Raw genomic sequence first — 21,990 nt, 5'->3', positions numbered from 1 at the left:
GTACTGAAATTGATTCGTCCTGCATCGTAATTATTCGAACGAATTTCGTTTAATCCGTCCTGGATTGGAAGCAATTCGTCCTACAACGGATAAATCCAGCTTTTATATGCGTACAAAAAACCTCTTTACAAGCCAGCCTATTTGATGCAATTAGAAAATCCTGCTTCCATACAGTTTATCCTTCATCTTTTGCGTTCTTTCATGCAATGGCTTTTTCAGAATGATGCCAAACCCTATGGTCAGTATTAAATAGATGAATAAGATGAATATATCCCTGCCGGCGACACTCCACGTTATCCCGCCAACGGATTCACGAAGTAAACCGACAGCATAGGTGAATGGCAAGAAAGGGTTGATATGTTGAAAAAATGGCGGAGTTACTTGAATGGGGAAAGTTCCTCCCGAACCTGATATTTGAAGTACCATCAGAACAACGCTTATCCCTTTCCCGACATTCCCCAGAACCGAGACGAAGGTGTAGACCATTAATGTAAACACCGTACTTATCAAGACCGAAAAAATGACGTACTCGAATTTATCCACTGCATATACATCAATCAGAAAAAGATTGCCGATGGAAACGGCTAAAGCCTGGATCAATCCAATGATGAAAAATATTAGGTATCTGCCAATATAAATTTGATATGGACTGTAGCCCTTTTGCGAGACGCTCACGCTAAGCATGGAAATCAGTATGGTCCCGCCCACCCAGAGGGACAGTGCCGTGAAAAAGGGAGACATGGCAGATCCATAGTTCGGAATCGGAAATAAACTGTGTTTATTGAGCAGTACCGGCTCCGAGAAAAATTCACTTTCTTGTTCGATATCATTTTTCAGGAAATCAATGACTTCTTCCATATTGTAAGACTTATCAATTTCTCTCATTTTAGAAGCCAGCGCCTTGATTTTTGCTTCGATTTCCGGAAACCTATCCTGTAACTTATCGATATCCCCCATGCGAGCCCCAAGCGTTCGATCAGTGTCATTCAATAGTGCCTTCACTTCAGGAAGAGCCTGGCTGCCCTCTTCGATCGAAAGCTGGGCTTTTTGTAATATGGAATTCGCTTCCGTCCAGATTTCATTTATTTTTGATCCTGTTTGCTTTGAAAAGGTATCCTGGAAGCTCTCCAAGACTTGATCATTATTTTCACCAAGAACCCTGAGTGAATCGAAGGAATGGTCATTCAGAGCTTGAAGCCGGCCCGAAGCATTATCCCGTAAACCATCCACTAGCATCATTTCTGGCTGAAGGCGGTCTTTTTCACTAAATTGATTTACGCTCACCAATAAGTCATACATACTGTCCAAAAGGTAGAGCTCTTTATTTAACCGCGTTCTCCCTTGTTCAACTAGCTGATTGACCTCATCGCTAGGCAAATTCTGATCTGTTACCCTACTTGCAAGCACTAAGATCGTTTCATTATCGCTCCTGATTTTCGCAATATCATTCTTCAAGAGTGGCTGGATTTCTTCGAATGCCTGCTTGGTCGAGTCTACATAACGAGAAACGCCTGACACCAATTTATCTTTTTGCGACGTTATCCCCTCTATTGATTCCAGGCCTTCATTGACCTTGTTAATGATCTCTTCTGCCCTCTTTACATGTGTTTGTACGATTTTCAAGTTTTGTTCAAGCTCTGGAAGTTCCCCCTCCAATACATACACCATATTCTTCATCTTCTGAATGGTCGGCAATTCATTTTGCAACGTGATCCCCAGTTCATTAAAGATTTCCAGGATACTCCCGCTAGCTGACTTAATAAAGCTTTTGCTTACATTATCGACGATGGTGTTGGCTCCAGCTGCCGTAATTTTTGGGGCGATGGAATTGATTTTTTCATTAACATAGTAATCAATTTCCGCTTTCATAGGTTCATCGGTCATGATGGTCGCAATATGCTCGGAAAAATTTTCAGGGATGATGAGTGTCGCGTAATAATCCCCTTTCTTCACCTTTGCAACCGCATCCTTTTCCGATGTGAATCTCCAGCCTAAATCTTTATTCCCCTTTAACCCCTCTATGACCTCATTGCCTAAGTTGACAGCTTTGCCATTCAACTCGGCACCTTTATCATTATTGGAAACACCGACTAGGATTCCTTCCGTGTTGGCATAAGGGTCCCAAGAGGCGACAATATTGAACCACGCATAAATGGACGGGATGAGCATAAGGAAAACAACCACGATGCAAACAAAGAAATTTTTATAAATGCTTTTTAAATCGTCCATGAAGATCTCCCGAATATTTCTCAAAATATACCCCCGTGCATAAGTATTTTGATACTATTATTCGGAAAACCTCCATATTCGATACTAAGTAAACATATCCATGGAATTTCCCACTTTCACCTATCGATTAGCACTTCCTGTGAAATTTTCCTAACAACTGCGGGCACTCGCTTTCCGTTCCAATTCACTCTGTGCGAAGAATATGTTAAAATCCAGAGTTGCCCTTATCGGTCGTTGCATGAACATCGGGACTTTTCATAAAGAAAAAACGGAAGGCAAAACCCGCTTTCGGGTTTTGCCTTCCGTTCGATTGGCCTTTTCATCAAAATTGCATCAACGTTTTTCTATCACCGTTATCAATTCCCTTAAGTAATCCGGCAGATCAGGCGGGCGTCTGCTTGATACTAGGTTTCCATCGACTACGACAGCTTCGTCAATCCAGGTTGCTCCGGCGTTTTCCATATCATCCTTAATGCCAGGCGTACTTGTTACATTCTTGCCAGCTAGAATTTTTGCGGAGATCAGCACCCAGCCAGCATGGCAAATTTGCCCGATCGGTTTTTTAGATTCTTCCATGCTTTGGATTAGTGAAATCACTTCAGGGAACCGACGGATTTTGTCAGGGGCCCAACCGCCCGGTACGAGAATCGCATCATAATCTTCCGCTTCGATGCTCCCGTAATCATAATCGGATACGGCGGGTACACCATATTTGCCAATGTATGTTTCATTCGCCTTCTCTCCAGCAAGATGAACGATCGCACCCTCTTCTTTCAATCGTAAGATCGGATACCAGAGCTCTAAATCTTCAAAATCATGGTGCACAAGACTGATAATTTTCTTTCCGGCTAACCTCATGAAAATCTCCCCTTCCTTCGTGCTATTCAACTTTACCATTCTTCCCTGTTTCTTCACTTTTTCAACCATTTTCTCCAGACAACCAGTCCAGCCATATCCTGTCTAAAAATCAACCTTTACTAAATGCAGCCCGGCGGCATCCGCCATACGGCCCGTTTGGACTCTTGCCTTCGACTCCAGAATGCCCGGGATTTGCTCAGCGTCTATTTCACCAAGACCGACCTCTATCAGCGTTCCGACCATCTTTCTAACCATATTATAAAGAAAACCATCCCCACGCACACTAATTTCGATGAAGCCGGCATTTTCCACTATATCAATCACATATATTTCACGCACCATTGATTTTTTCTTGGACTTTGCATTTGAAAAAGCAGTGAAATCATGTGCACCTATAAAATATTGACACGCCCTTTTCATCCTTTCTATATCCAGCTTTTCCTCAACATGCATACTGTACTTTCTCATGAACGGATTCGTATATCTCTCGTTCCAGATCTTATATAAATAGGTTTTGTCCTTAGCATTATAACGGGCATGAAAACGATCAGGAACTAACATGACCTCTATGATGCTTATATCTTGGGGCAAATATCTATTTAAATAGTTCATTATTTCTGATTCTGTCAAATTTCCAGCAATCTTGAAATTGGCAATCTGGGCAAAAGCATGCACACCGGCATCCGTTCTGCTGCATCCAATGATTTCGATTTTCTCCCCTGCCATTTCCGTTAATACATTTTCTATTTTCCCTTGAATCGTATCGTCACTATCGCCCAGCCGTTGCCAGCCCCTATAGCGTCCGCCATCATATTGAATGGTCAGCTTATAATTGTTCATTGCTTCCTCCTACTGTAAAGCTATCCAGACAAAAAACCTGATAAAATATAAGCCCCCATACACGCCTGCTGTATGAGGGAACATATGATTTTTCCTTAGAAACGCTTCTTTACATATTTAAGTTTTCATCATTGTCATTTATTATGTGCCCCGAAAACGAAATACCACAATGCAAATCGGAACGTAATATTTCCCAATCAAAGAATAATGCACTTCTGCATAGTGTACCAAAGAGGCTGATGCCCTGCAACGGACGAGCCACCGTCACAAATCACTTTTTTGCGCTTTCCCCTGTCAAAACCACCGCTCTGGTTCTTTATCATTCAATAAAACACTGACACATAGGCGATTATCACTCGCCCATACTTTCCGGTTCTATGGTGATTGTTAAATAAAAAAAGATTTGGAAGTTGATATTTTTAGGCAAATACTCCTAAAGGCAAAGAAAAAATAAGCTATAATAAGGATATTAAAAGTGGATAAATCAATAAGAAGAGTATCACCGGGATCATTTGTTTTCCCATATACTCTAGGAGGTACGTTTTGAAAGAATCTACATTGAATAAAGGATGGTTAAGTTTAGGTGCAATCGGGTTTTTTTTCCTAGGGAAAATAAAGTGGTTGCTTGCGCTATTGAAAGTAGCAAAAGTGGGTTCTCTCTTATCTATTTTCGTTTCACTGGGAGCGTATGCGTTGGTTTACGGTTGGAAATTTGCTGCAGCCTTAGTCTACCTTATTTATATCCATGAAATGGGCCATTTACTTGCGGCTAAGCGAAAGGGCATCAAAACATCCAGTGCCATTTTCATCCCGTTTGTCGGAGCGTTAATTGCCCTTAAAGAAGAACCGAAGAATGCTAACCAAGAAGCTTATCTTGCATTTGGAGGACCATTGTTAGGTACAGTAGCATTCTTACCAGCCATCCCCTTATTTTTGGTGACGGAAAATCCGTTTTGGCTTTTGGTCATTACCCTTGGAGCCATGATTAATCTGTTCAATCTAATGCCTGTGCATCCTCTTGATGGGGGACGTATTGTAGGAGTCATCTCTGCAAAACTTTGGGTAGTCGGGATTATCGGAATGGTCGTATATATGTTCTTCCGCCCCAATCCGTTATTAATTCTTTTCTTAATATTAGGAATCTCTAAATGGTGGAACGAATTCCGCAGCGAGATAACCATAAATCAAAGAGATAGCGTAATCGAATCCAATCAATTTGGTATAGAACAGCTAGAGGAATTTGCAGCTGCAACAGAAGAAGAAAAAATTCGCCTCTTCAATATTTGGAATATGGAATTAAGTCGGCTGCATGGAAAGCTTAACAAAATGAAGAGTTGGCATATCCCGCTATTCGATGATGATAAGCTAAAAGAAAAACAACGGACCGAGGTAAAATTAACCATTTATAGATCCTTACTTGATGCTGCTAATTCGAATGAATACCAGTACGGACCGACCGATTTTGAAAATATAGGCACCTATGAACGAATTGCAGCAACGTTTTTTAAAGATGTGCAAGAACAAACGGAAATCAGGGACAAAGAGAAATCCTATTACTCATCAAGTCTCAAAACAAAAGTGATCTGGTTCTCCTTATACCTTGGACTTGCCATTTTCTTAATGTTAACGAGCTTATATGCAGGTGATTTAATGGAACAATATAAAACTTCATTACCTTAACGCATTTTGAAAAAGGGACCTCAATAATGAGCGTCCCTTTTGTTTGCCGAAGTCCGATCCCCAAATGAATCCCTCTGCAAGTAACCCCTAAGCATTTTTGGCATGTTACGCCCAAAGGTGTCAATTAGGCAAGAAAAAAAGGGCTAAAACACGTATAATCTATCCACTTCATCCTGTAAACCCAATTTAATCATTTCATGAATGACCATTTCCTTTAACGCTATCTCATTTGTAATTAAATAAGTGAATTGGACATCTCTGATGAAAGCCAGTTTACTTTCTGTTGTTGCAGAATAAAAAAAGGCTTTCATTTCTGCCAAGTCAATCGTCATATCTTTTTCAAGTTTATATAGGATATGGCTGCTCGTCACGTTATCTACAGGTATGATGCCTAACCCATCAAGAGTGGGAAAAATGGTTTGTTGTGCTCGTTGTTCCCTTACTTTTATCTCTACATAATGATAGACATCCTCGATTGGTTCGCTTCCAAACGCGGCTATTATCTTCTCCACTACATATTTTGCTTCTTCTTCAAATTCCTTATCTTCAGGTTTTACTTGATTTTGTTCTTGAAGATATTGAATATACTGTTCTTCTTCTTCGAAGATATTAAAGTTAGATATACTTAAGGCACCCTTCATCGTACAAACCAAGCTAAGAAACTCCCTAATATTCCTTGCTACAATCTTGATATGTGTATCAAAATCCATGGGACTAATACAAACGACGAACGCATTCTCTAAATCAGATACTGTACCGAAATCGGTTAGAAATCCGAAATGTATGCCGTCAACGCCTGTACTGGCAAAAGTAATGACATCATAGGGAGTAGTTTCATAAGGGGAGAAATCAAATTCTAAATATAGCGATAAATCACTTAAGGAGTAGCCTTTTTTTTCAATTTCCTTCTCTAATGTATGGAGCTTGTCAATTGTTGGCGGCATGTTCAAATACTTTCCGAGATAACTCATGATTTTCTCCTTCAATATTGTGCCTTGTTAGTTGATTCAAGAATAACTCGCATGTCAAATACTTACAATATTTAATTATCCTAAGTATTCTCCACCCTCATAAGGAATGAATGGGAAACATACAAAAAAAGACCCAAATCCTTGTTATATCAAGGATTTGAGCCTTTGTTAGTTGATGACCTGTGAGGGATTCGAACCCACGACCCCTTCCCTGTCAATTTTGTTTCATATAATCAAACTGGTTTAACAGAATTAAATAAGTGTAAAGAAGGTTGATTTCTCAATGTTTTGTAAGGCCTTTATATCAGCTCAATAAAATAAATAAAGCTCAATGAAATAATTATGTTAGCAAATGTGTGAGCAGGTGGTCTGTAGAGTTAAGTTTAAAAATGACCGTCTAAAGTGGGACGGTCATTTTCTTATAAATTTTTACGGCATTCATTTCTGTATAAATGATCAGCTCGAAGAACGGTATCCGTTTCAATTCTCTAATCATTCATTGCATTCATCTGGCTGATTATTAAAACCACATAATAAAGAGATTAACATTTCTATTAGAGAAAATAATACAAATTATGTAATAAAAATCTCTAGGCCAATTGAGAGACCACCGATTTATCAGATATTGAAACTTTCTATTTTCTCGAAGGTGACTTTACTTTCTTAATTTGAGATGTTGTAATCGTAGTTAGGTGAATTGATTATTTATTTTCTCCTTGTGGAATCCATAATCAGTATGTGTAGACTGTAATTGACAACACAATAGATGTTGGTGGATTTAACAGAAATCATACTAAAAACATCATTTTAATTTTTACAGGGTTAATGGTAAAAACTATGTCACAACTAATTTCCTTGTTAGAGAGGGGATATCAGTCCTAATTATAATTTGTATTTATTTAATAAAACCTATATGTTCCTTTCACTTCACAACAGTTTCATAGGGAGAGGAATTCTAAAATGTAGCATAATCACTTTATTATAAAAGTTTTTCTACATTACTTTAAAGTTATCTTAAAATACATATACAGTAATTTTAAAAGGGAGTAATAATTATATTATGCGTATTACAGAAGCAATGCTGCGTGGTTATTTATTAGAAGAAGCATTATCTAAATTAGTTGAAAATAGTGGTTATAATTTGATTACTACAAATGTCTTAAATAACCCCAATTTGAATCCTGAATTCACTTTACGTGGAAATGGTCTAAATATTAAAGGTCGTGGGGGAATACATCAAGCTGATGTTTTAGGACAATTTTCATTTTCATTACCTTTCACATATCCAGTTCGTCTATTTTTAGAAGCTAAATTTAAGAGTAATAAAACAGGAATCGATGTTGTTCGATCTGGGATTGGAATTCTACAAGATCTAAATTCTAATTATCAAACTATAGACTTAAATGGTGAAGACTTATTAGCACAACGATATAACTATCAATACGCTATTTTTTCAACAAGCGGGTTTACAAACAATGCTATTAAACTAGCTATTGCACACAAAATTCATTTAATAGATTTAAGCGGATATGAATATGAAGGTTTACGAAATGTGATTAGCGAAACTGCATCTAGAATTAACAGAGAATTTAATAATTATCCATTAAATGAAATAAGACAAATCATTCGTAAAGAATTCTTTCGGTTAAATCTAAATAGAAGAGAAGTGCAAGATCGAAAAATGCGTAATATACTAGACAATTATTTTATGTTTATTCGTAATTTTGGCGATCTATATTTAGCTTCTACAAATTCACCTTTTACTATTTTATTAAAGCCATTTTCTAGTGAAGACTTTAAATATTTATTATCAAAAACTAGAAAAACAACATTTGATGTAAATATCACTTGGAATTATGCCGAAAATAAAAATTACTGGTATATTACTATTGATGATACTATTGATTATATAACCTTTTCATTCGTCCTACCAACACTATTAGCCGAATATATTTTTAATCAACAAACTAGAAACCTTCAACTCTCATCAGCTTTAAATGCTAAAAAACGATATTTTAATAACATAATTTTTTATTTGAAGGATATGGAGCAATTTATTACTTTAAAATATATAATGCCAGATTTAAATCAGCAGAATTCATAGAACTTAATTAACCTGTATAATTCAATATGAAAATCTCTAATAGAATATATAATATCCTATGGAAATTTAAAAAAGGAAAAATTCAACTTCAGTATATCCTCTAAAATAGGGCATACTGAAGTACGACGTGTTTATAAAATAATTGATAACACAGATGATGTTTTGGTTATAATAATTAAACTTCATAATCATCCCTTAAAATTCTATATTTTCCTTTCGTCTGCATTTTGAATTAATTGTTTTTTTGGTTGCTATTATTGCATCGGAAATTTAATTTTTAATCTTTAAACACTATTATGCCGTCAATTCCAATCGATAAATTTTCACTTTCAATATTATTTAATAGGTTTAAGTCATCTAGTTCTTTATTAATTTTATTATTTATTCCCTCAAGAGATTTACTTGTTACTTTCTTTCCTTTAAAAGATTCGTAAACAATATCAAAAACCTTTTCACTAATTCCTACAAAACAACCAAGCTTTTTATATTCAACAACCTTAAATTTAATACCAGATTTAGTGGATGGTATAATGGTTTCGTTAGCGATAAGATTCATTATCCCGAGATAATGTTTATATACAGTTTCATCTCCGTTAACTTCTACTACATTATCTTGCCCATTTGTTGGATCAACAATATGTTGAGTAATCTCCCCATTATCATTTGGGTGAGTAGCAACAACTAATTTTTCTAAATTTGACAACGAACTATTAAAGATTTGTGGTTTAGCTCCCGCTGAACTTTTATAATTTATTTGAGTTACTACTCCAAGTTGTCTTGCAGCTTTATCAACATTTTCATCGTTGAAATAAGTACTTCTTGTTGTGGATCCTTTAGCCTCTACTAAAAAACTTTTGGGTGAGGGTGGGGTTTTGCTTGTGATTAAAGTTGTACTAATCCCCCATAAATCTGGGTTCATCTTTCTTGTTGTTCTTTTAGAAACTTTTATTCCAGAATTTCTTAGATGCTCTAAATGTCTAAGTCCATAGTGAGTTTGCATATATATTTGAGAAAATACCATTCCTAGAAAATAGGCAACGTTAACTTTTTCACTAGTTTCTAAATGAGTTATATTTTTCATAGTAAGTGGAGAAGTAGAAAATTCTATGAATGCATTAACAGTAGCTAATTTCCATTCAGCAACCTCTTTAGGTATACTTAAATATTCTTTAGGAGCCAAACCTACAGTTAAAGCACCCCGTAAAACTGTAAATTTACTACAAAAGTACGTTCCGCTTGAAGCCACTACTCTATCCATATAATCTGTTTTACTATTATAATAACTCGAATTTATACCCATAATCCCCTCCAAATCCTTGTTCGCTTACTCTAGGTACTATATCTTTAAAATTTTGATACAGTAAAACTCCACTTTTCGACTTATCTTGTATATTTCCCTCCTATGACTTTTCTCTATCTTTAAACATTAAATGGTTCTTTGCTATTTTCATCTCACCTTCAACTGTTTTGTGTATGGAGTGTAATTGACGACACAAGAGATGTTGACCGGTTAATCAACTTCCTATTAGCTAAAAAGATTAAGATTTCACACTAGTGGTATAATATTTGTCATTATCTAAATAGAGTAAACAGCTACAATTTTATAGCATCATCAATATCCCACTAATATTTTTTATATCCATTACTTAATGTTTGTGGATGTAATCATTTCTTCATTAACATAAATAAAATCTATGATATTTGTTTTAACTTTAATCTTTTCATAATTAAGAACAGCAATATTGTATCCTCCATTAAATCGAACACTAGGATAACGTATGGCTTCAAACCCAGCAGACATTGCTACATCTGCGACAAACCTTGTAAAAACATAATGTGGTTTAAACAAACCATCTCCTTCATCTGGTGAACTCAGTAAGGATGAAAGCTTTATCGCTTGAATAATGCTATTTCCCTCCAAATTAACATCCAATAAGTTAAGAATTTTCAAAGGTTCCGTAATTTCGATTTTTGCGAGCATAATCCCGTCTTTAGGGTTTCTCATTTCAAAAAAACAAGTTGATTCATCCTCTGCTAAATAGAGCACCTGCCTGCCTGCGTGGTTGTACCTTCCTTCTTTTATATCTTTCTTATTTGGAGCTAAGAAGTCACCTTCATTATAAGAATTTCCTCTTTTGTAGACTCTCGCTCGAAATAAAGGGTTGCTAAGCTTTGAATTATTAATTGTTTTTGATAACTCACTTATTTCGTTATAGACTTGCTTAGCGAAGGGGTGACTTAACAATAGGAAAGGTGTCTTATCTGCAAGTAAAGCAATATCATTTAAATAATTATTAAAATTATCCGGGACATCAAAACTCATATCGTAAGGCCATATATTACCTGAAACTTTATCGCCACAATTTGGACATTCCATATCTCTAAGTAGATCTAAAAACTCTTCTTTTGTGAAAAAATCATTTAAACGGCTACCGTCATAAAATGTATCAAGTGGTATGGAATTTCTCTGAAAATTCTCATCCCAGCTATATATACCTGGCCACTGTCTTATAAAATCATCAACACAATTGTCACAATAGAAAGTACTTGAGTTAAACCAAGAATCCAAATCGCGATAGAAAAGTTCATCTAGAGCGTCAAGTAGCTCAACTCTTGTTAGTCCATCTTTCCAAACAACCATTTTCCTAATCCCCTTTTATTTTTATAATATTCTGTAATTAACCATCACAAATTCTCTCACAAGATTGATTTCAATCTAATCCTAAGAGAAAACGTTATGAAAGGAGCTCAGCTGAATCATTTGATAAGCTTTTTCATTGGAAATGTCTACGAATACATTCCAAGCAATCGCGTACCATTTTTGGCAAATGACTTGTTAATATTATATACCATTGATGAAATAGCAGTGGACTATTATTTACCTTAAAACATAAAATGTAATTTTAATATATTTAATTGTAAATATTGTTTATTAACCCAATATTATTAAATATTTGATATACTTAGTAAAGCTCTGAAAATATTGAGGTGATAATTTTGTTAGGAAATAATTGGGATAAAATAGAACTTTACATAATATCACTGTGGCTACTTTTTTTATTAATACTTATAGTTACTATAAATATACCAATTTGTTTTGAAGATAATTGTAGTTTTATAGGGTTTAAAAAAATTCTTGCTTTAAATTGGATTCCCATTGTTGCACTGTGCTTTTTGGTTTTTGGGATTCTTTGTGTTTTTAGATTCAAATATAAAATTTCTGGTAGTGAGCAAACTCCGATTACAATTAATAATATTGAAAATAAAAATTATGAACATTTAACGTTTTTGTCAACTTATATTATTCCTTTAATTGCATTTGATTTAACCAAGCCAAGATATTTAGTTGTTTTGTTAGTCTTACTTCTGGCTATTGGAATTATTTATTTAAAAACAAATCTATTTTATTCAAATCCAACATTAGCTATACTTGGATACCGCATCTACAAAGCTGATGCAAAATTCAGGATCGAAAATCGATCTAATATAATTTTAATATCTAGGGAAGATCTTGAAGTTGATCAAAGAGTGAGTTATAGAAAAATTGATGAAAATATTTATTTTGTGAGGGCTATCAGATGAATAAATCAGAGTTATTAAATATTATTAAAACCTTTATAGACAATCAAAATGAATTTGTAGCAGAAATATTTTTTGTTTTAAAGAATCCAGCAGGAGATATTTTAAAGAGAGCAGATATAGAAAGACCTGCCCAAACTAATTTGAAAAATGAATTTATTTTAAATCTTAATGAAAAAATAATCAACAACGAAGAACTAAGTGTATTACCTATTTCAAATTTTGATGAAAGAAAAAATGTATTATTTGAATATGATTTAGATCAAATTCCAGTAGGGTTGAAAATCTTAGAAGAACTCCAAAGAACAGAGGATTTCCCTCTTTTTTCGTTTAATAATGATCGTTTAGATGATATTACTGGAATAATATTTCTTATACATTATAACGACAGTACATTAATATCCTATAAAAGAAACTATCCAATAAATTTATATAAAAGAGATAGAAATGGTATTCCTTTAATAAAATGGGGAAATGAAACTCGATTTAAAGAAATGCCGGATGACATTTTAAGAATATATCCAGATTTTGATCTCTTTCGTTTAAATGATGAGTTATTTATAAGAAATATTAATATGTTAGAGAAATTTTTTAGTTTTCACGAGATTATAAAGTCCACTGCGATTAGGGCATTAAGTGAAATTGACTCTGCAAATTTAATCGAAGATATTGATTCACTTGGAGAAATGATAGAAGACATTACTTTTGCTCGTAAACTTACTAAAATCGGCTCACATTCTCCAGTTCTTAATAGAATTCCTTCTAATACGATTATTGAATTTGTTAAAACCTATCCAACATTAAAAGGTAAATTTGAATTTAATGATGATAATTCAAGGATTAAATTATCAACAAAAAAATCAAAAAAACTATTTTTAAAATTACTAAATGATGACTTTCTTCAATCTCGATTAACTGAACTTCACTATGATAGTCTAGCAAAAGAAGCAGTTGAGATATAGTTATTAACAACTTTTTCACTAAAAAAGCCTTGATAATATTCAAGGCTTTTAAATATTTCATTTTGTTAGGTTAAATGAAAGGACTAATTTTATATTAATATTTTTTTTCTTCATTTACTATATCCATACTTTTAATTGTTTTGAGTAATCGGTATTTGATGTAGATAATAAAGAGACAACTAAGATTTGTTGTCTCTAGAAATAATTACGCCCCTTCAAACTCCTCCGAATTATTAATCATATCAATAACCCGTAAAATTCCACGTACATTATCTAGGTTATCATTAAATAATTCAGTTACACTTCCCAGAGCACGGAATGGATCTTCTTGTAATACTTCTTTTCAAGTGTTCCGTTTTTCACAACATAATCGATGATAAGTTTGACAACGAAGTTCGTTAAGTTTCTCTTCGTTTAGAAAAAGTTCCTATCAAAAAAATTAAAAGTGGGTTTTCCCACTTTATTAAATAGACTCCAATCATAGGTTATATTAGGATAAAATAATTATTTATATGTTGGAAGAATAATCTTTAAAAAACATTCCTTCTTCTCCTAAGGTTCTAACCTTCCACCATATCATTTCTTTTATATCAATATTTCGTTCCAAACAAATTACAAGCTCTTGAATGGTCATTAGAACGATATTTACATTTCTTCCTTTATCAAAGGTAGTAAGTGCTTCCTTGGTATATCCTGCATAGCTAATAAATAATCCTCTTGTAAACCTAGATTTAGATCCTACTTTATCATTAAAATTTACTAGATCCGGCTTAGCTATTCGCTTATCAGTCCATTTTGCCTCTAAAAGGTAAACCTCATTATACAAAGTAAAACTACCATCAATTTGTTCTCCTTCTAATTTAAAACTGCCTCGAGGGTCCATTCCACATTCTAAAAATAAATTTTCCAAATATTTTTCAAAAGCAAATCCTCTTTTTTGAGGATTGGAATAAGATATAAGTTTAATTAATTCTTTTAAAAATCTTTCTCTATCAAATATTTTTTTTGATAGCGGGCGATCATTTTTATTATAATTTTCTTTAGGTTTTGTTGATTGATATTTAATAGATTTTCCAATTAATCTATTACCTATTTCAGCACATTTTCTAAAGGTTTCTTCATTTTCGCTAGTTATCATTTTTTTAAAACGCATATAACTAAGTAATTGTAATAGCAATTTTCCGACGATGTTATTATCGTAAATGCTAATAATTTCCCTAAGTATTTTAGCTTTGGATAATCCTGAATGGGTTTTATATATATCAATTTGAATAGCTTCATATACGAATTCCTGAAATTGTCTATTAGTAAAGTCTAAAACATAGCCCGACTCCATATTAAACAAATCTTCAAAATAACTTTTTTCAAAATAATTTAAGGTAGACATTATTACCTCCATCGTTTGTAATTAACACTCAAAATCAATGTGTATATTATACCATCACTTATATATTTTTACACTTTTTGTAGTTATTTAACAGTTGACAATGGGTATTTTCAATAGACCCCTTTCATCAAATATTTCGTCGTATTGAAACTTCACCAGCTATCTTTCTATAATATATGTCTGTGAGAACAACCGAGGCAGAAGTACTAAATAGGAGTTTAATGAAGTTAGAGCGAGCAACATTAAGACATAAAATAAAGATAACAAAAGGATACCCGAAGTCAGTAAGCTAAAATACACCTAATCGTCATTCGTTACAAAAAGGAGTATCCTTGCACCTTTTCCGTCTAGACCACCAGAAAAGCTTTGAACAACGTCACGACCAACAGAATTATTTACAGCATACCTTTTAGCTTGAACATATATATTATCTAGACCTAACTTATCTGTTTTTAATTACTCCGTCCAGCCCTTCGACATTAGTTCTTTTTGTGACTTTACCGTCTCCATACCCCATTACAGTCAACAGTTCAACCACTATTTCTTCAAATTTCATCCAATGGACATTTCTTAATTGCTTTAATAAATTATCTGCCATTATTTAATTCTTCTAACTTTTGTTTATCGACAGTTAGAGCATCTACTACTTTCTCTAATTCTTCAATTTCCTCTACGATTTCACCTTTGCCTTCATTAAGGAGATCAAGACCATCATTTGTAATTTGGTAGGTTAGCTTATTGATCTCCTCAATATGTTTTCTTTTTTCAAGCTATATCTGATACATCGCACTCTAGAAAGAAATACTATGTCCGAATTTTCATACATCTTTAGTCGCTGCTCTTCAGTTAGTTTATAGAAGTTTACTAGTTTTTCTGTAATTTGATTAGCTGAATATGCTTCTCCATCTTTTATCATTTCTAAATAAGGAATCATCATTTCTCAAGCAAAAGGTATAGTACTTTTTAATATTTTCATCATAATCTTTATGTACTCGATTAATCTTGTGCATTCCTATTAGAATTTGCTCTTCTTTTTCAGATTTAGATATTCCTTCTTATTAATTATCAGTAATTTTTGGTATAGTTATACCAGCTTCGTTCAATTTTTTAGAAATTTCATTATTCTTAACGACTCCATCATATACATAACTTTATTTCCATTAACATTTATCGGTAAAATGTTTAACCCATCTTCTACCATTTACTTTAGACCAACCAACTATCTCAGATATTTTTATTTTTGTTAATAATATATTATTCACTATTTATCCCCAAGCCTTTCTTGTTAACCGTAATTCATTGTTCAGGAAGGTTAAAGTTAGTATTCTATTTTAAATGAATATTTCTCTCCCCCTTTATTCAATTTCTTAATATATATAGGCAATACTTACAATCGTAGATTAATTTAAATAATAATTTACAAATAAAAAGCTTATCTTTATAGATAAGCTTCTATTTTTAGTTCAATCTATTTGCCCTAATTACTGCTACTTCATCTCAATAATAACCGGCTCTTCTTTAGCATTGGCCGATGACTCTGTAATAAAAAGCTTATGAGCTACTTTCCCTATGGTGTTTGTAGACAGTGCATCAACCGTTCCACCAAATAAACCTCCTGCCAAAGGGACCATCTTCCCTAAGTTAATAACTCCCTTTTCGCCGAATTTCGTCAATAGACGGAATCCTACTGCCTGGTTAATCTTTTTTATAACCTCAAAAGGTATTCTTTTTATACCGGTGAATGCAAGCTTTTTCCCAATTTGGATTCCTGCATTTTTAAGAATATCTTTAGCCCCATTTCCTGCTAAACAAGCATAAACAAAAGACCTTACTTGATCATCTTTTAAATTATATCCTCCCATATGAGCGATAGCCGCTACCATTCTAACTTGTACCAAGATTACACTAGCTATATTCGCTGGAATGGCAATTGGTAACGTAATGATTCCACCTACTCCTGATAAAAAACCACTTGTGGCACTTTTTGTATTTTGCCAAAGAATTAAGGCTTTAACTTTTTCATCTAATGTTCCACTCTTTTGTAAGTAATTATCTGCTAACTCTATGGCAGTATCCATTCCGGGGATACCTCCGTTAACCGCTTTATCATATGACCAATCTAATGCTTTCATTATTGTATCGTGCGTTAAAGATTTTTTCTCCCTTGCCACTTTACCCTCACCTTTCTTTCACTCGTTGATGGTAATATTATACTTTAACACTATCAGATATCATAATTAATTTGCAACTCACCCATTCGCAATACCGTTATAACTTTATAGTCTCTTTAAAATGGCACAGACAAACTTGTTATAGGTATGTATTGTTATTATGTCCCCTAATGAACTTAACCCATATTATTTTAAAAATTTGACCAAAAAAAAATCCAAACCATCAAGGTTCAGATTTTAGTTTACTTATTTAAAATTTTTGAATTGGCCAAATGGATAATAAAACTATGTCTTCTTTAATACCCTCTTCCTCCACAATCATCGCAAGAAACCTTTTCTCCACCAATAATTGTATTCACAACTACATACCAGTACAATCACAAGTCTCACAGTCTTTTACAGACATTTTTTTCCTCCTCACTTATATTCATACAATGAATAATATTTTCTTATTGTCCTTTATATTCCTTCTTAAATAGGTTCCCGGAGCCGTATTCATTCTGTCAGGCCATACCTGTGAAAGGTCACAGCCCTATTAAATAAAAATCGATCACCTTATCTATGGTTTTCTTTTGGGAAAATCCCTTCAAAGTCTAACCTAAATCTCAGCATCCTTTTCCTTTTTCTTTTCATTATCAACTAGTGTTTTTATATACCTAAGATACGTAAACTGTTCAATCACGGTTAGCGGATTTATAATACCACCTGTCCGGAATATTTCCCAGACTTTCTCTTACTTTGTGCTTTAATTCTCCGGAAATCATCGATGCACCTCATTCAAAATAAAAATCATACGAATAAAAAATTTTACATTCTTAAACCAAGTTGAAAATAAAACTATTAAATAGCCTTATGTAATTCTTACTCTTTCTTCAGCAATGAATATCTTAAAAAAATTTCATCTTTTTCTTTAGAGTATTGTTTTATAGAAACTTTAACAAATATAATTCGTTTGTAAAAATTCAAGACAAGAAAATTGTAAATAATTAGACGAATAAGATAGTTTCTTAATCCCACTGATTATTTTCCTACTTATTAAATTTAAACAAACAAAGGAGATTACATAATTGAAAGTTATTCGTTGCTACGCTTCAGCAAAAAATGTAGTTAATGCACAAATGATCATCCAGGATCCCCTAGTAGCAGAACTAGATGGCTTAATAAATACTAACCAGCCAAAAGTAAATAAAGAACTTCCTAATCAGAGTAAAGGTGGTGAGAGTGATTGATTTTTAATAATTCAACCAAGGAGATATTCACAAGTACGTTACATCCTGATCAGCCTGAAAGATTTTCAACTACTCATTCCTTAAGACATTCTACAAACTTAGTTGAGAAAATTAAGAAGCTTGAATTAGAAGGGCATTTGTCACCATTCCTGGTTCATAGTTTCCTAGAACATCTACAAAGGAGCGACGATTATGAAAGAAAAGGAGCGTGAGGATTTTCCTGGACAGGAAAAGGGGATAATTAAAATTTTCATCAAGAATTCAGAGGAAGAAGAATCTGTTCAATTACGATTTGAATTAGATTCAGAGGAACGTAATTCCAATACATAAGGAGATAAATGAATACATTTTGTATAAAATACACCTCCTAACGTCAATGCTGAAAAACGGAGGTGTACATTTATGCGTAGAAAAATTAATTTACATACCGGATCAGATGTTAATTCTGTTACGGATGTATGGTTTGAACATCTTATTCGACGGATCATTGTAGAGCAATTAGATGTTCCTTATCGTCTTAAAGCTAAATTGCTCCATCAAACATTACTAAAAAAAAGTGAGGGTAAGTAAATTGCTTCAAAATAAATATAAAGTTTTTTTTAGAAGAGTAAGTTCAATTAGTCAAGATTTAGCTATGCAACAATCTGCGGATGCTATATACCGTAAACAATATCTTTCCAAAGAGATCGTCATTATTGATGAACACGCAATGTCTGCTAACAAATTATCAGTGGTAAATCGGCCAAATATGATGAAAATCATCCATATGATTGAAAATAACCAAGTTGATATAATTTATGCCTTTGACCGAACACGTTTATTCCGTGACTATTATGAAGCAAATTACTTCGTATCGTTATGTAGAAAGAAAGAAGTTCAAATTATCTATACTTCTACCGGTAATGGTCATCAACAGTCCACAGGTAACATTGTCTTAGAGGGAGTAATGAACATTGTAGGAGATTTTGAAGGGAAAAATATCGCTAGAAGATCGGAGGAAGCAAGAAGAAGATATCCGGCTCAAAAGTTAGGCTATGTTAAAGATAAACAAACAAAACAATTTCATAAGGATCCAATAAAAAGAGAGACCCTTATTCATTTCTTCTTAGATCTCTCAAAAGTACAAACATATATCGAGTTGGAAAAGTTATTGAAGACTTATCAAAAAAAACTTGGAACAAAAAAAACTCAACTCCTTAGGGTTGCCAGGGATCCATTTTATGCCGGTTACGATCTTAGCAAAGGAAAAAATAAACTAAGTCACGTTGAGCCCTACTTAACTTTAAGTGAATTTAGTGATTTACAAGATAAAAATGCGATTGTAGAAAAGTATTTGGAGAAGGATCAACACCTTCAAGAACAAAATATTTTTCAGGTTAACTGCGGAATATGCGGAAAATCACTTATTTTTCATTGGGATATAGTAAAAGGAGCTGCTTGGTATTCTTGTGCAAGAAAACATCCAAAAATTCATATCTTCGCTGAAAGTCTTACTTCTATTATTTATTGCACCCTTGAACAGATTGTTAACCATCTTGACATAAATCGGCTATTGTTTGATTCATCGATTTATTTTCGGAATATTAGACAATCATTTTTACATAACCTTGACATTCTTAAAAAAGATAAGAATCAAATTCTTCAGAATATCATTATGGAGGATAATACCTTACTGAATTGGCGGGAGCATCCTCTTTATGAAGAGCTTTCTATTTTAGAAGAAAAACAGGAGCAATTATCAGCTGAAATTCTTCTTAAAGAAGAACTCTTATTAGGTAATAAGCAGCTATCAAAGCTGGTAAAGGAATATCTGAATAGTACACGTAATGCAAATCCATTTTTTCTTAGTTCAATACTCATCCAAAACCTATATATTTATCCAAACGAGGTAAATATTGAAGTCAACAAATTTGATTATATTCAAGATATTCAAACTCATTTTATATTTGAAGGAGAGGATTTTCAATGAGGTTAGCCTTTGGCTACATCCGGCGTTCTTCCTATAAGCAACAAAACAATAATAGTGTAGAAATTCAAAAACAACATATTCTAGAATTTGCGAAACGAAACAAACTCAATGTACCAGATGAATTTATCTTTATTGAAGATGTTACAAGTGCATTCTCCAAACGAGCCAACCAACGTAAAGAACTAATGCGACTTGGACAAAAATGCTTGAAATGCAGGTGCCAATTCTCATTTTTTACGATGTATCTCGAATGGATCGGACAGGCTACTCATTTACCATTGATTTTTATCGACCTATGCTTGAAAAATTACCAAATCTTGAGGTCTATACAACGGAATCCAATACGCCAATAAACCCTGAAGATATGAATATGAAAATCAGTTTTCTCTTGCAACAATATGAATCAGTACTGAAGTCAGAACGAGCGATAGGTAGTTTAATTACTGATTTGGAACAGGAAACCAAAATACGTCCCGGCTCTCGAACTCCATACGGTTATAACCAAATAAATAAGCAATTAACTCCAAACGAAAATGCTGAAATTGTCTCGCTTATCTTCTTTTTATATAGCTGGGGGCAATCTTTAAAAAAGATTGCTTTTCTGTTAAATGAAGCAAATATCCCTTCACCTAAAGGTAAGGAATGGCGTTCTAGTACCATTGAAAACATTTTGAAAAACCCTGTTTACACGGGAGATTTAAATTGGACCGTTCATAAAGGAGAAAGAGGTCCAAAAACATTTTTGTTTAAAGAGACTCACGATCCAATTATTAATGAATTTCAGCTTCTATTTCATAAACAGAACAAACACCTTTTGGAGTCATTTGGACGATTTGATACACCTTTTTTATTTCTTAACAAAATCAAATGTTGCAATTGCCAAAAGATCTTAGTCACACAAAATGGTTCAACCAAACGCAATGGGCTGTCTTACCAATACCATTACTATGTTTGTAAGATTTGTCATTACAAAGTTAACACAGATGAAGTGCACGAAAAGCTTTTCCCCAACATCTTAAAACGTGTTCAACAGCTTATTTCAACAGAACAAACAAAACTACAAACTATTCAATACTTAAATCAAATGACCAACACTATGGAAGAACTCATCTCGAAGGTAGGAAATATATTCAAGGCACTCAAGATATTGACGTAATGTTTGCCGGTGGCTTTCAAGAAATTCTGCTATTTGAAGTTCTAATTCACGATCACCATTGTCTTTTGCGATTGTTAACTTTTTAGTGAAAACTTCGATCATACCAATTCGGATGCTTTACCGAAAAATTATTATTAGTATGGACAAACTACCGAAAATTATACATACCCCAACCATAACTTTAAAGAGCAGAATCTTATTATATAACCGTGATCTCTACACTTAATTGGTAAACTAACTTGGTTAGATTTTTTGATTCTAACAAAGACATTACCCCAATAAAGTGTTACTTAATTTTTTTTTAATCAACTACGCTCTATACTATTTACCTGATTTGAATATGTATATTAGCTTCATCCTCTTTACCCGCAATTAGTGCCTCTTTATTCTTTTCGATTTCTTTAGCTCTTCTTTTTTATTAAGCAGATCATTAATTTCTTTTTGAAAGACATCTTTCATAATATATGACCTCCTTGATTATAGGCAGTGCACTTACTACTACTTTATATCATTTTATTGCTCATCAATTTGATATTCGTCTAAAATAGGTTTCAACTGATTATAATAGTCACTCTTTTAATTAAAGCATTTTATGATTTTCTGGCATAGAGAATACCACCCTGCGCCCGTTAGTTTAAGTAGAAACCTTCATAATCTCAATAGAGTAAAGCCTATTGGTACATAATCAAATCACCTCATTTCTACATTAGAATTTAAAATGTCTCATAAGACTTGTGTCAAAATGCTTAGCGTTGTAAATCCGCACTTTCCTGACGACACCCCTACTTGGGGTGCCTCCTGCCGGGACCCCCAAAATGACTAATGAAGAACTTCATCAAAAACACGAAAAACACC

General features: G+C 33.5%; 21 protein-coding genes. 10 read left to right on the top strand and 11 right to left on the bottom strand.

Annotated elements, in window-relative coordinates:
* Positions 1-150 precede the first annotated feature (150 nt).
* The 3 genes from CVN76_RS27770 to truA all read right to left on the bottom strand — a co-directional run bounded on the left by CVN76_RS27770 (position 151) and on the right by truA (position 3,927).
* The gene (locus CVN76_RS27770) at positions 151-2,229 is read right to left on the bottom strand and encodes a YhgE/Pip domain-containing protein (protein WP_100533877.1); all 2,079 of its coding nucleotides are present in this window, start codon (positions 2,227-2,229) and stop codon (positions 151-153) included.
* Between the two features lie 333 nt (positions 2,230-2,562).
* Positions 2,563-3,087: a type 1 glutamine amidotransferase domain-containing protein gene (locus CVN76_RS27765; RefSeq protein ID WP_100534215.1), complete on the bottom strand. Its 525-nt coding sequence runs from the start codon at positions 3,085-3,087 to the stop codon at positions 2,563-2,565.
* A gap of 102 nt (positions 3,088-3,189) precedes the next feature.
* Positions 3,190-3,927, bottom strand: coding sequence for a tRNA pseudouridine(38-40) synthase TruA (truA, locus tag CVN76_RS27760; protein ID WP_100533876.1), 738 nt, complete (start codon positions 3,925-3,927; stop codon positions 3,190-3,192).
* Between the two features lie 543 nt (positions 3,928-4,470).
* Here truA and CVN76_RS27755 point away from each other — a divergent pair.
* On the top strand, positions 4,471-5,607 hold the full coding sequence (locus CVN76_RS27755; protein ID WP_100533875.1) for a site-2 protease family protein: 1,137 nt from the start codon (positions 4,471-4,473) through the stop codon (positions 5,605-5,607).
* Between the two features lie 143 nt (positions 5,608-5,750).
* Here the strand turns inward: CVN76_RS27755 and CVN76_RS27750 are convergent, their stop codons facing one another.
* Positions 5,751-6,578, bottom strand: coding sequence for a hypothetical protein (locus CVN76_RS27750; protein WP_100533874.1), 828 nt, complete (start codon positions 6,576-6,578; stop codon positions 5,751-5,753).
* Between the two features lie 1,060 nt (positions 6,579-7,638).
* Between CVN76_RS27750 and CVN76_RS27745 the strand changes: the two genes are divergently transcribed.
* Entirely contained in the window at positions 7,639-8,682 is a 1,044-nt protein-coding gene (locus CVN76_RS27745; protein WP_100533873.1) for a hypothetical protein, read from the top strand.
* Between the two features lie 277 nt (positions 8,683-8,959).
* Here the strand turns inward: CVN76_RS27745 and CVN76_RS27740 are convergent, their stop codons facing one another.
* Positions 8,960-9,982 carry a hypothetical protein gene (locus CVN76_RS27740; RefSeq protein ID WP_100533872.1) on the bottom strand — a complete coding sequence of 341 codons (1,023 nt, stop codon included), beginning with the start codon at positions 9,980-9,982 and terminating at the stop codon, positions 8,960-8,962.
* A 342-nt stretch (positions 9,983-10,324) separates the two neighbouring features.
* A complete protein-coding gene (locus tag CVN76_RS27735) occupies positions 10,325-11,323 on the bottom strand; it encodes an RES family NAD+ phosphorylase (RefSeq protein ID WP_100533871.1) in 999 nt (332 codons plus the stop codon).
* Positions 11,324-11,679: 356 nt separating this feature from the next.
* Here CVN76_RS27735 and kwaA point away from each other — a divergent pair, with 356 nt between their 5' ends.
* Positions 11,680-12,264, top strand: coding sequence for an anti-phage protein KwaA (gene kwaA, locus CVN76_RS27730; RefSeq protein ID WP_100533870.1), 585 nt, complete (start codon positions 11,680-11,682; stop codon positions 12,262-12,264).
* Complete coding sequence (gene kwaB / locus CVN76_RS27725) at positions 12,261-13,223, top strand: anti-phage protein KwaB (RefSeq protein ID WP_100533869.1); 963 nt, start codon at positions 12,261-12,263, stop codon at positions 13,221-13,223. Before kwaA ends, kwaB begins: the two co-directional genes overlap by 4 nt.
* Before the next feature lie 508 nt (positions 13,224-13,731).
* Here the strand turns inward: kwaB and CVN76_RS27715 are convergent.
* The 5 genes from CVN76_RS27715 to CVN76_RS27695 all read right to left on the bottom strand — a co-directional run bounded on the left by CVN76_RS27715 (position 13,732) and on the right by CVN76_RS27695 (position 16,781).
* Positions 13,732-14,610, bottom strand: coding sequence for a restriction endonuclease (locus CVN76_RS27715; protein ID WP_157805826.1), 879 nt, complete (start codon positions 14,608-14,610; stop codon positions 13,732-13,734).
* Positions 14,611-14,910: 300 nt separating this feature from the next.
* Complete coding sequence (locus CVN76_RS32505; protein ID WP_100534214.1) at positions 14,911-15,036, bottom strand: restriction endonuclease; 126 nt, start codon at positions 15,034-15,036, stop codon at positions 14,911-14,913.
* Between the two features lie 16 nt (positions 15,037-15,052).
* Positions 15,053-15,208, bottom strand: coding sequence for a restriction endonuclease (locus CVN76_RS27705; RefSeq protein ID WP_100533867.1), 156 nt, complete (start codon positions 15,206-15,208; stop codon positions 15,053-15,055).
* Between the two features lie 132 nt (positions 15,209-15,340).
* On the bottom strand, positions 15,341-15,526 hold the full coding sequence (locus CVN76_RS32500; protein WP_442857614.1) for a hypothetical protein: 186 nt from the start codon (positions 15,524-15,526) through the stop codon (positions 15,341-15,343).
* Between the two features lie 571 nt (positions 15,527-16,097).
* Entirely contained in the window at positions 16,098-16,781 is a 684-nt protein-coding gene (locus CVN76_RS27695; RefSeq protein ID WP_232732492.1) for an EcsC family protein, read from the bottom strand.
* 1,067 nt (positions 16,782-17,848) lie between these two features.
* On the opposite strand from CVN76_RS27695, the gene CVN76_RS31315 reads away from it, so the two are divergent.
* The 6 genes from CVN76_RS31315 (at position 17,849) to CVN76_RS27675 (ending at position 21,135) form a co-directional block, all read left to right on the top strand.
* Entirely contained in the window at positions 17,849-18,010 is a 162-nt protein-coding gene (locus CVN76_RS31315; protein ID WP_157805825.1) for a hypothetical protein, read from the top strand.
* A 192-nt stretch (positions 18,011-18,202) separates the two neighbouring features.
* Positions 18,203-18,340, top strand: a complete 138-nt coding sequence (locus CVN76_RS31310) for a hypothetical protein (RefSeq protein WP_157805824.1) — start codon at positions 18,203-18,205, stop codon at positions 18,338-18,340.
* A 72-nt stretch (positions 18,341-18,412) separates the two neighbouring features.
* Complete coding sequence (locus CVN76_RS31305; protein WP_157805823.1) at positions 18,413-18,580, top strand: hypothetical protein; 168 nt, start codon at positions 18,413-18,415, stop codon at positions 18,578-18,580.
* Between the two features lies 1 nt (position 18,581).
* Positions 18,582-19,979 carry a recombinase family protein gene (locus CVN76_RS27685; protein ID WP_100533865.1) on the top strand — a complete coding sequence of 466 codons (1,398 nt, stop codon included), beginning with the start codon at positions 18,582-18,584 and terminating at the stop codon, positions 19,977-19,979.
* Entirely contained in the window at positions 19,976-20,332 is a 357-nt protein-coding gene (locus CVN76_RS32495; protein ID WP_100533864.1) for a recombinase family protein, read from the top strand. The genes CVN76_RS27685 and CVN76_RS32495 overlap by 4 nt, the downstream gene beginning before the upstream one ends.
* Positions 20,230-21,135 (top strand): recombinase family protein, encoded by a 906-nt coding sequence (locus CVN76_RS27675; RefSeq protein ID WP_198512665.1) that lies wholly within the window; start codon positions 20,230-20,232, stop codon positions 21,133-21,135. The genes CVN76_RS32495 and CVN76_RS27675 overlap by 103 nt, the downstream gene beginning before the upstream one ends.
* Positions 21,136-21,990: the final 855 nt, after the last annotated feature.

The sequence above is a fragment of the Bacillus sp. mrc49 genome, from assembly GCF_002803435.1.
The sequence above is the reverse complement of the archived record's forward strand: the minus strand, read 5'-3'. Positions and strand labels throughout refer to the sequence as shown.

Excerpts from the sequence above, each read along its gene's own strand:
- CVN76_RS32500 (WP_442857614.1), bottom strand. The coding sequence starts at position 15,526 with ATGATAAAAGATGGAGAAGCATATTCAGCTAATCAAATTACAGAAAAA.
- CVN76_RS27735 (WP_100533871.1), bottom strand. The coding sequence starts at position 11,323 with ATGGTTGTTTGGAAAGATGGACTAACAAGAGTTGAGCTACTTGACGCT.
- CVN76_RS32495 (WP_100533864.1), top strand. The coding sequence starts at position 19,976 with ATGAGGTTAGCCTTTGGCTACATCCGGCGTTCTTCCTATAAGCAACAA.
- CVN76_RS27715 (WP_157805826.1), bottom strand. The coding sequence starts at position 14,610 with ATGTCTACCTTAAATTATTTTGAAAAAAGTTATTTTGAAGATTTGTTT.
- CVN76_RS31305 (WP_157805823.1), top strand. The coding sequence starts at position 18,413 with ATGCGTAGAAAAATTAATTTACATACCGGATCAGATGTTAATTCTGTT.
- CVN76_RS27770 (WP_100533877.1), bottom strand. The coding sequence starts at position 2,229 with ATGGACGATTTAAAAAGCATTTATAAAAATTTCTTTGTTTGCATCGTG.
- CVN76_RS27740 (WP_100533872.1), bottom strand. The coding sequence starts at position 9,982 with ATGGGTATAAATTCGAGTTATTATAATAGTAAAACAGATTATATGGAT.
- kwaB (WP_100533869.1), top strand. The coding sequence starts at position 12,261 with ATGAATAAATCAGAGTTATTAAATATTATTAAAACCTTTATAGACAAT.
- truA (WP_100533876.1), bottom strand. The coding sequence starts at position 3,927 with ATGAACAATTATAAGCTGACCATTCAATATGATGGCGGACGCTATAGG.
- CVN76_RS27745 (WP_100533873.1), top strand. The coding sequence starts at position 7,639 with ATGCGTATTACAGAAGCAATGCTGCGTGGTTATTTATTAGAAGAAGCA.
- CVN76_RS27705 (WP_100533867.1), bottom strand. The coding sequence starts at position 15,208 with ATGGCAGATAATTTATTAAAGCAATTAAGAAATGTCCATTGGATGAAA.
- CVN76_RS27765 (WP_100534215.1), bottom strand. The coding sequence starts at position 3,087 with ATGAGGTTAGCCGGAAAGAAAATTATCAGTCTTGTGCACCATGATTTT.
- CVN76_RS27675 (WP_198512665.1), top strand. The coding sequence starts at position 20,230 with ATGGATCGGACAGGCTACTCATTTACCATTGATTTTTATCGACCTATG.
- CVN76_RS27750 (WP_100533874.1), bottom strand. The coding sequence starts at position 6,578 with ATGAGTTATCTCGGAAAGTATTTGAACATGCCGCCAACAATTGACAAG.
- CVN76_RS31310 (WP_157805824.1), top strand. The coding sequence starts at position 18,203 with ATGAAAGAAAAGGAGCGTGAGGATTTTCCTGGACAGGAAAAGGGGATA.